Origin of the sequence: Candidatus Thiodubiliella endoseptemdiera (assembly GCF_964212635.1) — a bacterium.
GTDB lineage: Bacteria > Pseudomonadota > Gammaproteobacteria > PS1 > Pseudothioglobaceae > Thiodubiliella > Thiodubiliella endoseptemdiera.
In genome coordinates this window covers 1,364,059-1,375,925 of the sequence record NZ_OZ156463.1, presented here as the reverse complement: position 1 = coordinate 1,375,925, position 11,867 = coordinate 1,364,059, and the positions used below count along the sequence as shown (strand labels likewise).

The following is an 11,867-nucleotide window of genomic DNA, read 5'->3' as shown; positions in this document are numbered from 1 at the left end:
AACTTAATTCTTGATGAGTTTGATATTGACATATTAAAAGACCCGCTGTTAACTTTACAGGAGTGTTTTGCACAAGAAAAAATATTTTTAACTGACACTAAAATTAAACAAACTGTTTATTTGCCTTTATACGGTCGAAATATAGAAGTTTTTGAAAAAAGTGGACTTAATCAATGGAATGCAAAAAGGTAGGGCAAGGCACGCAAATGAAATTTACATACCAGTCCCTATAGCAATCCATAACAACTTTCCAAATTTTTTCCCAAGTAGAGATACGCCTTTTTCACTAAAACTGCCAAATGGTAAAATAATGAAAAGTAAAATGTGTCAAGATAGCAGTAAAGCCTTAATGTCATATTCTAATAGAGAACTAGGGCAATGGCTTCTTAGAGATGTTTTAGAATTACCTGAAGGTGAATTACTAACTTACACAAAATTACAGTTTTTAGGAATAGATTCTGTACGAATTGATAAGATAAATGATTTAGAATTTGAAATAAATTTTGCCAAAGTTGGTAGTTACGAAACATTTAAAGAAGCATATTTATAAAACCTATAATAAAAATTACCGATACAGAAAGTCCTAGAAGTGGGTATCACCCATTTTGGGTATGACATTTTCTTGACTGGTTCTTGATTTTGATTAAGTATTTCATATTTTTTAATAAAAAAACATTATAAATCAATTACTTATATAAATATTATTTTCTTGACTGGTTCTTGACTCTAACTAAAAAATAAACATTATGCACATACACGAATATCAAGCTAAAACATTATTTAGCCACAACAACATTCAGACACCTAAAGGTATTTTAATCTCAAATACAAAACAAGCAAGCAAGGCTTGCTCAGAATTGGGAGGCAGTGTTTGGGTGGTAAAAGCCCAAGTTCATGCAGGGGGTCGGGGTAAAGGCGGCGGGGTGATTTTGTGTCGTTCGGTGATGGAAGTTGAGGTGGCTTGTGATAAATTATTAGGGGGGCAACTAATTACGCCACAAACAGATGCCAAGGGTTTACCGATTAACCAAGTGTTGGTTGAGGCGGGGCAAAATATTGAGCAGGAATTGTATTTAGGCTTATTGATTGATAGGCAAACGCAAAAAATTACGGTGTTGGCATCGACTGAAGGTGGGATGGATATTGAGAAAGTGGCTAGTGAAACGCCTGATAAAATTATTAAATTTGGGGTTGAACCATTAGGTGCTTTGTCTGAAAAATCCTGTGCTGAAATTGCGGAAAAATTAGGTTTAAATGCTGAATTGACGGAGCAATTTAATCGGGCATTATTAGGTTTGTATGATATTTTTGTGCAAAAAGATGTGAGTTTAATTGAAATTAACCCACTGATTACCACGGCAGAAAACACGCTATTGGCACTCGATGGCAAGATTGATTTTGATGATAACGCTTTATACCGCCATGAAGATATTTTGGCATTGCGTGATATCTCCCAGGAAGATGAAAAGGAAATGACTGCTAGCGAATATCAGTTAAATTACATTTCACTTAACGGCACAATCGGCTGCATGGTCAACGGCGCAGGATTAGCAATGGCAACAATGGATTTGATTGAGCATCACGGTGGCTCATCTGCGAATTTTTTGGATGTTGGCGGCGGTACAACGGCACAGCGTGTTGCTAAAGCATTTGAATTAATTCAAACTGAGAAAAATGTTAGTGGTGTTTTAGTCAATATTTTTGGTGGCATTGTGCGTTGCGATTTGATTGCGGAAGGAATTTTGCAAGCGATTGAAAAAGTGGGGTTGAATTTACCGATTGTGGTGCGACTGGAAGGCACGAATGCGGCTGCGGGGCTTAAATTGTTAGATGAATCTGGGGTTGCTATTCATACGGAATCTGATTTGACCCAAGCAGCGATTAAAATTGTGGAGTTGTCAAAATGAGTGTATTAATTAACAAAGAAACCAAAGTTATCACGCAAGGTTTTACTGGAAAACAAGGCACTTTTCACTCCGAACAATCCATCGCTTATGGTACACAATTTGTCGGCGGTGTTACCCCGGGTAAAGGCGGACAGGTGCATTTAGATTTACCTGTTTTTAATTCGGTCAGAGATGCAATGCAGGAAACGCAAGCAAGTGCGACAATGATTTATGTGCCACCGCGTTTTGCCTATGCATCAATTGTTGAGGCGATTGAAGCACAAATGCCCGTGATTGCTTGTATCACCGAAGGCATCCCCGTGCAAGATATGCTTAAAATTAAAGCCATTTTAAAGACTTCAAATTCAATCTTAATCGGTCCAAACTGCCCCGGCGTCATCACCCCAAATGAATGCAAACTCGGCATTATGCCTGGCAATATTCATCAAGCAGGCAGCGTTGGTGTGGTATCTCGTTCTGGCACATTGACTTATGAGGCCGTGCATCAAACCACCCAAGCGGGATTGGGGCAAAGCACTTGCATCGGCATCGGTGGCGACCCAATTCATGGGATGGATTTCATTGATTGCCTCGCCCTATTCGAAGCAGATGAACAAACCAAATCCATTATTATGGTCGGAGAAATTGGCGGTTCTGCCGAAGAAGAAGCAGCAGAATATATTCAATCTCATATTTCTAAACCTGTAGTGTCTTACATCGCAGGGCTTAGCGCCCCGAAAGGTAAACGCATGGGTCATGCGGGTGCGGTCATCAGCGCAGGTTCAGGCAAAGCCATTGATAAAATTAATGCTTTGAAAAAAGCAGGTGTTGCCGTTGCCCCTACCCCTGCAACGATGGGCGAGACTTTGATTAAATTACTAGAGACCTTTGCATAAATAGGGATGATTAGCAAAATGACAGATTTTATTAAATTGGAAATTTTTTAAATCCACTCCTAGCAGGGCTAAGGGTGTTTTTAAAAAGTTTGTAATTTGATGAAAGATGGCGTTTTGATGATTATTCATATTTATGCAAAGGTCTCTACTAAAATAAAAGATTAAATCTTTAAAATAGCACACTATCCGTGTTATCGTTATAACTTATGATAGAATCTTTCAAAAATCAAGCAACAAAAGACCTATTTAATGGCGTAAATGCCAAACAAACTAGAAAGTTATTGCCCAATAAATTATTAAAAATTGCATGGCGATAGAATAGGCCAATATAGCATTAGAATTAATGATAAATATAGAATGTGTTTTATGTGAGACAACGCACCCACTAAGCTAGAAATAATTGACTACCATTAATAAGAGGATTAAAAAATGATCAGTATTCCAACTAATAGAGAGCCGACGCATCCTGGTGAAATTTTGCTAGAAGAATTTTTGAAACCAATGCATCTTTCACAGGTAAAACTGGCAAATGCTTTACAAGTTTCATATCAAAGGGTCAATGAATTAGTAAATAAAAAGCGTGGGGTAACACCTTCTAGCGCATTAAGACTTGCCAAGGTTTTTAATATCTCTGAAGATTTTTGGCTTAACCTTCAATTGTGTTTTGATTTATATCACGCTAAGAAAAAAGAAAATACAATTCTTGAATCTATTCATTTAACAGGATTTGGTTATCGTCCAAATTTGGAGAATACTGACAACTTGGTATTTGAAAATAAAGAGGATTATAAGCCATGAAAAACCCTATTGTTGTATTAGGTATTGGTGAACTTGGCAGTGTATTTTCGCGTGCTTTTTTAAAGAATAATTACCCGGTTTATCCGATAACGCGTGAAACGAATATTGATGAATTAGCGGATACTATTGACCCCGAATTGATTTTAGTTTGCACGGCAGAGGTTGATTTACAAAGTGCGTTAAAGTCTATTCCTGAAAAATGGAAAAACCGTGTGGCAATGATGCAAAATGAACTTTTACCACACGATTGGGAAGTCCATAATTTCACAAATCCTACGGTGATTTCTGTTTGGTTTGAGAAGAAAAAAGGCATGGATTTCAAAGTGTTGATTTCTTCACCCGTATTTGGTGCTAAAGCAAGAATTTTAGTCGCATCATTGGCGCTAATTGACATACCAGCACACAGCGTGGACAGCGAAGAGGCATTATTATTTGAACTGGTGCTAAAAAATCTCTACATTCTCACCACTAATATTGCAGGCTTAGCAATTCAAGCGGGAGCAACGGTTGATGATTTACGCAACCATCACCTTGATTTAATGCGCAATGTCTCCAGTGATATTTTGAAATTACAAAGCGCCATCACCAACAAAGTTTTTGCTAAAGAGGCATTAGAAAGAGGCATAATAAATGCCTTCGAAGGTGACTTAGCACATCAATGCATGGGAAGATCCGCACCCGAAAGATTAGATAGAGCGTTAAAACTCGCTAAAGCACTTAAGCTCAGCGTGCCGACTTTAGAAAATATCGCCAATCAAGTTTTTTAGCCGCTCCGAACAAATTTTATTTACTTTTTGCTTAGGGTGCAAAATAAGGCACCTTATTAGGTGATTTTATAATCATAAGTTGAGACCTTTGCATAAATATGAATAATCATCAAAACGCCATCTTTCATCAAATTACAAACTTTTTAAAAACACCCTTAGCCCTGCTAGGAGTGGATTTAAAAAATTTCCAATTTAATAAAATCTGTCATTTTGCTAATCATCCCTATTTATGCAAAGGTCTCAAGTTATTTTTTTAAAATATCACTTAATCACACGCTAAACCTAATTATTCTTTAATTGTGAAAGTGCTTCTATCTCTTGTGCCATGTGTAGTGCATTCTTACTTCTGAAAGATAAATTTGAATAATTTTTTAAATAAGAGAATTCTGACTGATCAAGTTCTTGTATAGCCTCAAAAGCATCGAACGCATCATTATTAAACCCCTCAATGACACCATTCTTTAGCATTAGCAGGTAATCATATGTATCGTGTAATGCTGTTTTAAGGTTGGTAACAGCACCATGACCAGGTATTACAATATGGGGTTTTATATTATCTCTTAAATATGCCAATGTTTTAATCCAATGTAGCCCTCCATTGGGTTGTACACCTAATAAGCGTTGAGAAAATATTATATCCCCTGTAAATACAATACCCTGCTTTTTTAAAATGACAAAAATATCACCTTTTGTGTGGCCTCCACCCGTATAGAGCAAGGTTATCTGCTTATCCTTTATAGGTAGTTGATAGCTTGTTTTGAATGTTTTATTGGGAAAGACTGGAGCAGTATCTTCAAATTTATCTTTAATATTTTTTTTTGCCATAGAAAATTGAAAATCTTTTCTTTCAATCATATCGGCTTTACAGGCTTCAGAAGCAATGATTGTTACCCCTAGCTTATTAAAATAACTATTTCCTATCCAGCGATGATCTTGGCCTCCTGTATTTATTACCCATTTAACAGGCTTGGAAGTTACTTTTTTAATTGCCTGATGAATCGCTTTTGCATCTGCAATACTTCCACCTGCATCAATAACGACAACACCCTCGTTAGTAATGATAAAGCCAGATGTCATATTGTGACCCAAGTTCGCTTCGGATCGTTGACCTAAATCTCCAACCAAAGCATAGACATCATCAGCAACTTTAACCGTTTCAAAAGCAAAAGCCTGAAAACTAAAGGCAAGTATTCCTAATAGTATAAATTTCAATATATTCATCTTACTGTTCTCCGAATTTGAGGAAAGTTCGCCCCTATTTTAGTGCATAAAAAATAACTTATACTTTTTAATTAACCGTAAATGCTGCGTGGCAAGCCAAACAATTGCGCATTAACTCGCCTGTCAATTCTGCCAAATCTTTCAACTCATCTGCATCATTTTCATCTACCTCTGCCGCATTAATCGCCAATGCTTCAAATAGCATATGCGTTGGCCCGCCAATTTGCTCAAATGATACAGGTGTCTTATCTTTGACAGACTGAGGTGTTGCTCTCGCCATGCGATTACCAGAATAGCGCGCTGCTTTGATAATCATGGCTTTATCTCCAGTGCCAATGCCGAGTGTAATTTGCTGAATACTGGTTAGCATTTGTCTCATTTCACTCAGAAATTCTGCTTTTTCTGCATCGTTAAAGCCTAAGTGATAACGATTGTCTGTTGAAGCCTTTGTGATTCCCAACATGCTCATCAATACCAAAAATAGAATTGTTCTTTTCACTTTGCTTTCCCTATAAAAAAGTTTGCCAAAACTTAACTAATAAAAACGCATTGTACGATAATTTTAATTATTAGACTATGATTTAAATCATACTAATTTAATAAACTGCGCTTCTCGAATAATCCTACCTTCTTGCTCTAATGTTTTTAAGGTGCGGTAAAAAGTTTCGTGCGCTAAACCAAGTTTCTGTGCCATATCTTTGAGAGAATACGAGAAATATAATTTAGATTCTTGGTTTACTTCAGAAAGTAGGAATGCCCATACTCTGTCATAAGCACTATTAATACTTTTAATCTCATTCAATAGCCTCAAATCTCGTACTTGCTGAGCGTTAATTTTTAACAACTCTATGGCATATTTTGGATGAGATTTCAAATACGCCAAAACCTCATCTTTAGAAAAAGATAATATTGTGGATAAATTATCACAAATTGCATTACAATGGTATTCATCAGAAAATAACGACGCTTCAGCAAAAGTTTCTTGTGAATAAGCAATATGAATAACCAAAGGTTGTCCTTCTATTGTATCTCGTACTAATTTAATCCTACCCTTTTCAAGAAAAAATAACCGCTCAATATTTGCACCTTGGTGAAATAAACATTCCCCTTTCTTTAAATTCAGTATTTGATATTGAATATTATTTTTAAACATACTGCCCTGCAACCCAATCTGATGACCAAGTCCATTGAAAATTATAGCCGTCCAACCAGCCCGTTACATCAACTATTTCCTCTCTCACAAGTCCCTTTTTGGGCGTGCTAGCAGTCGGTTGGAATGATTTGTTATGTTTTTTTGTTTCTTGGTAAAGTAGTGTTTAAGCCATCAATATGTTCTTGTAAATCTGCCTTTATTACTGTTCTCATTGAATCCAAAACAAATTCTATGCCTTCTCTTCGGGCTAATTTTGCAGCAGGAACAAAATCACTATCACCTGAAATTAACACTATTTTATCAACCATTTTTTTGTATGACATAGAGGCAATATCAAGTCCAATTTTCATATCAACACTTTTTTGCTGGGCATAGTAAACAACATCTGCTTCTATTAAATCCTTTTTCAACTTTTTAGCAATAAATTTCTTTTCTTTTTTAGGGTCTTTAACCTTCCATCGGGCATTTTTTCATCAAGCGTTCCTAACCTAAGTGCTAAATTTCTTGTTTGTTTTAATTGACTATGTAAATCATTACGAAATATAGCTATTTTTGATTTACTCAAATCAATCAGGTTTTCTGTGAGTGGATGATGTATCTTTTTTGTAAGCGGAGGACAGTCATAGAAAAATATTCTATAAAGTCGTTCCTCATCTTTAATAATATGTTTTAAACAATGATTTAAGATGTCCTTTCCCACCTGCTTACCATCTGTCTGTTCAAAATATTTACGATGTTGTTTTAAATAAAAGTCGCCATCAACCAAAATTGCTACATTTCTCATATATCCCCTACTATTAAGAGGTTAAAAAAAATCCAGAGGCTTGGCAAAACTCATATTATTTGGTTTTGCTTACTGCTCTGGATTGTGTATGTTGAAACATTATACACTTTAATATTTCAGTTCCTGATATTTTTTTAAACATAACGGCGTGGCAATAACCCGGAATAAATGGGGACACGAATAAATGGGAACAGAATAAATGGGGACAGGCTACTTTTAGGAATAAATGGGGACAGGCTACTTTTATTATAGTTTTTTCTTATTTTTTGGTCTTCCTCTAGCCTTTAGAGTTGACAGCAAACCATGCTTCTTTGCCATTTTTATAACCCAGTTTTCATTGCCAAGTGGTGCTTGTCTATTAATACTGTTTCTGATTTTATCTATTTCTTTTTGAGTTTGTGGCGTATTGACATATTCCACCCAGTTATCTAGTTCTCCATAAGGCTTGTTCAATATCTTTCTATTTCTAAAAACTCTTTCTGATAATGACCCGTATTGCCAATCTTGTGCTGTTTTGCTTAAATCAGCCCTTAACGCATTAGCCTCTATATAGCGCATCAAAGTTAGATAATAATTGTCTTTTTCAACAATAAAACTTTTAAATCTACCTTGCCAAATATGTCCTGAGGTTTTGTTTTTCTTATGATAATAACGCACATGAGAAGTCATCACCCATTGCATAAATTTACTCAGACTATTTTCACCTTGTGGTACAAGTAATAAATGAAAGTGATTAGGCATCAGGCAATAGGCGTGTAACTCAATATTCTCTCTTTCTAGCCCTGTTTTTAATAATTTTAGGAAAAACTCGTAATCATCCTCATCATCAAAAACTTGCATACGCATATTTCCTCTATTGATAATATGATAGATTCCGCCTTGGGTTTGACCTCTTGGTATGCGTGGCATTTTAGTGTTGGGGTAAAAGTGGGGAATTATATCATAAAAAGTAGCCTGTCCCCATTATTCTCATTACGGTCGGAGAAATTGGCGGTTCTACCGAAGAAGAAGCAGAATATATTCAATCTCATATTTCTAAACCTGTAGTGTCTTACATCGCAGGGCTTAGCGCCCCGAAAGGTAAACGCATGGGTCATGCGGGTGCCGTCATTAGTGCTGGCTCAGGCAAAGCGATTGATAAAATCAACGCCTTAGAAAAAGTCGGTGTCGCAGTCTCCCCCACCCCTGCCACCATGGGAGAAACATTGGTGGCACTACTCAAATGAAAAAACCCATTGTTGTCCTAGGTATCGGCGAACTCGGCAGTGTATTTTCTCGTGCTTTTTTAAAGAATAATTACCCTGTTTACCCCATTACTCGCCAAACTGATATTAGTGCGTTAGCCAATACCATTGATCCAGAGTTAATTTTGGTTTACACCGCAGAAGCCGATTTACAAAAAGCACTTTATCGCATTCCCAAACAATGGAAAGACAGAGTAGTGCTAATGCAAAATGAACTGTTGCCACGAGATTGGCAAGCACATAATTTCACCCATCCCACCATAATTTCAGTTTGGTTTGAAAAGAAAAAGGGAATGGATTCTAAAGTCCTAATCTCATCCCCCGCCTTTGGTGCTAAAGCAAAAATATTAGTGGAATCACTGGCATTGATTGATATTCCTGCCAATATAATCGCCAATGAAGACGAATTATTATTTGAATTGGTGCTAAAAAACCTCTACATTTTAACCACCAATATTGCAGGATTAACACTTAAAACAGGTGCCAATGTAGAGAATTTACGCAACCATCATTTGGACTTAATGCGTGCCGTATCAAGCGATATATTAACACTGCAAAGCGCCCTCACCAACAAATCATTTAACAAAAACAAATTAGAACAAGGTATGATGAAAGCCTTTGAAGGCGACCTAGCACACCAATGTATGGGTCGCTCCGCCCCTGGTAGGCTAAAACGCACACTTGAATTGGCAAAAACACTGAACTTATCTGTGCCCACCTTGAAAGATATTGCCGATCAAAATCCAAACCTTATTTTTTAAAAAAACGACAATAATCTTTAAATACTGACTCCTGTTTAATACCTTCTTTATAGGATTTTATCCCCCTAATAACAACATTTTTCCAACGCATAATAGCGTGGCATTGATAGAGTTTTGATGTGATTGCATTTATTTGCACTAAAAATAATCGATGCGGTTGTCCGGATAAAAACTCTGCAAGAAAGCCAATAGGAAGCAAGGCAATTACTCTGAATAACCCAAGTTTTTTTAATGTTGCTATACTCATAGGTGCAAATTGACCGCTATTATCAATTAAAAACGGAGGTAACGGCTCAAAGAAATGACCAATAACGCGTAAAGCAGCACTCAGTATTGTCCATAGCATTAAATATTGTATGTGATTGTCAAAAAGAGTCAGCAGAACCATTAATATTGTTGCTAATATCAAATTGGCTAAAATTGCGAATTTAAATTCCTTGATTAAGAAAGTTTGAACAACAAAAAGCAACAAGGCTATAAACAAAAATCCACTCCATAAATCATTCAGAATCAACAGCCATGCAAACGCATCTACAAAAATAGAATAATGAATCACTCTATTAACAACATTCCTATGTAACGCAACATAAGCAATAGATTGAAAATCTAATTGAATGTTTTTATTGGGCCAAAATGCAGTAAAAAATGGCAAAATTCTGCCTATTATTTTGGGTGGAATTACCAGACATAGTATAAAAAGAATGCAGGCGAAAGTCAGGCAAACAAACCAAATAATATTTATATTTTCCATCATAACTTATTACCCCAATCCAAAAATAGAAATCATTCTTTTAAATGCCCCCTTGAGGGGTACAAACCTAGCACCACCCTTTGCCCCGTCTGAAAATAAATGGGGAAAATAAATGGGGACAAAATAAATGGCAAAATAAATGGCAAAATAAATGGGGACAGGCTACTTTTATTATAGTTTTTTCTTATTTTTTGGTCTTCCTCTAGCCTTTAGAGTTGACAGCAAACCATGCTTCTTTGCCATTTTTATAACCCAGTTTTCATTGCCAAGTGGTGCTTGTCTATTAATACTGTTTCTGATTTTATCTATTTCTTTTTGAGTTTGTGGCGTATTGACATATTCCACCCAGTTATCTAGTTCTCCATAAGGCTTGTTCAATATCTTTCTATTTCTAAAAACTCTTTCTGATAATGACCCGTATTGCCAATCTTGTGCTGTTTTGCTTAAATCAGCCCTTAACGCATTAGCCTCTATATAGCGCATCAAAGTTAGATAATAACTGTCTTTTTCAACAATAAAACTTTTAAATCTACCTTGCCAAATATGTCCTGAGGTTTTGTTTTTCTTATGATAATAACGCACATGAGAAGTCATCACCCATTGCATAAATTTACTCAGACTATTTTCACCTTGTGGTACAAGTAATAAATGAAAGTGATTAGGCATTAGACAATAGGCGTGTAACTCAATATTCTCTCTTTCTAGCCCTGTTTTTAATAATTTTAGGAAAAACTCGTAATCATCCTCATCATCAAAAACTTGCATACGCATATTTCCTCTATTGATAATATGATAGATTCCACCTTGGGTTTGACCTCTTGGTATGCGTGGCATTTTAGTGTTGGGGTAAAAGTGGGGAATTATATCATAAAAAGTAGCCTGTCCCCATTATATCCCCATTATATCCCTTTTGTTAAATTTTGCTGAGCCGTGATGAAAATGTTCAGAAAGAGGCTCTTCTGTATAGTGAATAACTTCACCAATTTCAGGGTCTGTTACTTTTTCAAAATATTTATCATTATCTTTATCTATAATTCTATCTTTAAGCATCCATTTCCCATCATTTTTCCTTAATTCATCGCCATGAAAAAATTTATATCTAGGATTTTTTTTTGAATTATATTTTTTATTTTTGACTTTTCCTTTAATGTTTTTTTTAAAAGAAAAATTATCTACAATATTGATTGTGGTAGTTGTACGGTTTGAGTCACATTTGGGACATATTTTTTTTGTAAAACTACTCCAATTTCTTGGTAAGTCTGTATCACAATTAGAACATTTTATTGTCAAATCCACTTCACTTTCCATTTTGTATGCCTAACTATTATTATAAGGACATATTTCCCTATATTCCGATATTAAAAATAAAATCCTGTAAAAATGTTGTATTTTTACAACTCCATTGGTCTAAAACTAGATTTTTACTTGATATACGATATTGCAAGTAAAAGTATTTCTTACATGAACTTAACTTGTTAATATTGACAGTTATGATAACAGAAATAATAACTATCGGCAAAAAAAATGTGGGTGTTGTGCCATTTATACAAACAACTACATCAAATAACGCCAACCCTATTCATTTTAAATAACTTTAAAAATCAGC

General features: G+C 35.6%; 15 protein-coding genes and 3 pseudogenes. 8 read left to right on the top strand and 10 right to left on the bottom strand.

The features are described 5' to 3' along the window. Positions 1 to 160 precede the first annotated feature (160 nt). From AB8525_RS07465 to sucD, 3 genes are all read left to right on the top strand, one after another. Positions 161 to 550: a hypothetical protein gene (locus AB8525_RS07465; protein WP_369179041.1), complete on the top strand. Its 390-nt coding sequence runs from the start codon at positions 161 to 163 to the stop codon at positions 548 to 550. A 196-nt stretch (positions 551 to 746) separates the two neighbouring features. Further along, a complete protein-coding gene (gene sucC / locus AB8525_RS07460; RefSeq protein WP_369177180.1) occupies positions 747 to 1,907 on the top strand; it encodes an ADP-forming succinate--CoA ligase subunit beta in 1,161 nt (386 codons plus the stop codon). Then, positions 1,904 to 2,782 (top strand): succinate--CoA ligase subunit alpha, encoded by an 879-nt coding sequence (gene sucD, locus AB8525_RS07455; protein WP_369177179.1) that lies wholly within the window; start codon positions 1,904 to 1,906, stop codon positions 2,780 to 2,782. The genes sucC and sucD overlap by 4 nt, the downstream gene beginning before the upstream one ends. On the opposite strand, the gene AB8525_RS07450 is transcribed toward sucD, so the two are convergent. Further along, positions 2,765 to 2,911, bottom strand: a complete 147-nt coding sequence (locus tag AB8525_RS07450; protein WP_369149988.1) for a hypothetical protein — start codon at positions 2,909 to 2,911, stop codon at positions 2,765 to 2,767. The genes sucD and AB8525_RS07450 overlap by 18 nt on opposite strands. Before the next feature lie 300 nt (positions 2,912 to 3,211). Here AB8525_RS07450 and AB8525_RS07445 point away from each other — a divergent pair, with 300 nt between their 5' ends. The 3 genes from AB8525_RS07445 to AB8525_RS07435 all read left to right on the top strand — a co-directional run bounded on the left by AB8525_RS07445 (position 3,212) and on the right by AB8525_RS07435 (position 4,604). Continuing rightward, entirely contained in the window at positions 3,212 to 3,580 is a 369-nt protein-coding gene (locus tag AB8525_RS07445; protein ID WP_369177177.1) for a HigA family addiction module antitoxin, read from the top strand. After that, entirely contained in the window at positions 3,577 to 4,347 is a 771-nt protein-coding gene (locus AB8525_RS07440) for a hypothetical protein (RefSeq protein WP_369177176.1), read from the top strand. Before AB8525_RS07445 ends, AB8525_RS07440 begins: the two co-directional genes overlap by 4 nt. 98 nt (positions 4,348 to 4,445) lie before the next feature. After that, the gene (locus tag AB8525_RS07435; RefSeq protein ID WP_369150545.1) at positions 4,446 to 4,604 is read left to right on the top strand and encodes a hypothetical protein; all 159 of its coding nucleotides are present in this window, start codon (positions 4,446 to 4,448) and stop codon (positions 4,602 to 4,604) included. Positions 4,605 to 4,629: 25 nt separating this feature from the next. Here the strand turns inward: AB8525_RS07435 and AB8525_RS07430 are convergent, their stop codons facing one another. The 6 genes and pseudogenes from AB8525_RS07430 to AB8525_RS07405 all read right to left on the bottom strand — a co-directional run bounded on the left by AB8525_RS07430 (position 4,630) and on the right by AB8525_RS07405 (position 8,414). Beyond that, a complete protein-coding gene (locus AB8525_RS07430; RefSeq protein WP_369177174.1) occupies positions 4,630 to 5,568 on the bottom strand; it encodes an MBL fold metallo-hydrolase in 939 nt (312 codons plus the stop codon). Between the two features lie 67 nt (positions 5,569 to 5,635). Continuing rightward, positions 5,636 to 6,067, bottom strand: a complete 432-nt coding sequence (locus AB8525_RS07425) for a hypothetical protein (RefSeq protein ID WP_369177172.1) — start codon at positions 6,065 to 6,067, stop codon at positions 5,636 to 5,638. Positions 6,068 to 6,154: 87 nt separating this feature from the next. Continuing rightward, positions 6,155 to 6,721 carry a Crp/Fnr family transcriptional regulator gene (locus AB8525_RS07420; protein ID WP_369177170.1) on the bottom strand — a complete coding sequence of 189 codons (567 nt, stop codon included), beginning with the start codon at positions 6,719 to 6,721 and terminating at the stop codon, positions 6,155 to 6,157. Further along, positions 6,714 to 6,800 (bottom strand): annotated as a pseudogene (locus AB8525_RS07415) (NAD(P)/FAD-dependent oxidoreductase); the annotation flags it as partial. The gene AB8525_RS07420 and the pseudogene AB8525_RS07415, both read right to left, overlap by 8 nt. A gap of 52 nt (positions 6,801 to 6,852) precedes the next feature. Further along, positions 6,853 to 7,505: pseudogene (locus AB8525_RS07410) on the bottom strand (NYN domain-containing protein). Between the two features lie 246 nt (positions 7,506 to 7,751). Continuing rightward, complete coding sequence (locus AB8525_RS07405; RefSeq protein ID WP_369150530.1) at positions 7,752 to 8,414, bottom strand: transposase; 663 nt, start codon at positions 8,412 to 8,414, stop codon at positions 7,752 to 7,754. A 59-nt stretch (positions 8,415 to 8,473) separates the two neighbouring features. On the opposite strand from AB8525_RS07405, the pseudogene AB8525_RS07400 reads away from it, so the two are divergent. Together AB8525_RS07400 and AB8525_RS07395 are read left to right on the top strand one after the other, a co-directional pair. Beyond that, positions 8,474 to 8,731: pseudogene (locus tag AB8525_RS07400) on the top strand (succinate--CoA ligase subunit alpha); the annotation flags it as partial. Then, positions 8,728 to 9,510, top strand: coding sequence for a hypothetical protein (locus AB8525_RS07395; protein WP_369177168.1), 783 nt, complete (start codon positions 8,728 to 8,730; stop codon positions 9,508 to 9,510). The pseudogene AB8525_RS07400 and the gene AB8525_RS07395, both read left to right, overlap by 4 nt. On the opposite strand, the gene AB8525_RS07390 is transcribed toward AB8525_RS07395, so the two are convergent. The 3 genes from AB8525_RS07390 to AB8525_RS07380 all read right to left on the bottom strand — a co-directional run bounded on the left by AB8525_RS07390 (position 9,500) and on the right by AB8525_RS07380 (position 11,569). Next, entirely contained in the window at positions 9,500 to 10,264 is a 765-nt protein-coding gene (locus tag AB8525_RS07390; RefSeq protein ID WP_369150531.1) for a hypothetical protein, read from the bottom strand. The genes AB8525_RS07395 and AB8525_RS07390 overlap by 11 nt on opposite strands. Positions 10,265 to 10,432: 168 nt before the next feature. Further along, positions 10,433 to 11,095 (bottom strand): transposase, encoded by a 663-nt coding sequence (locus AB8525_RS07385; protein WP_369149933.1) that lies wholly within the window; start codon positions 11,093 to 11,095, stop codon positions 10,433 to 10,435. A gap of 54 nt (positions 11,096 to 11,149) precedes the next feature. Beyond that, complete coding sequence (locus AB8525_RS07380; RefSeq protein ID WP_369177166.1) at positions 11,150 to 11,569, bottom strand: hypothetical protein; 420 nt, start codon at positions 11,567 to 11,569, stop codon at positions 11,150 to 11,152. Positions 11,570 to 11,867 lie beyond the last annotated feature (298 nt).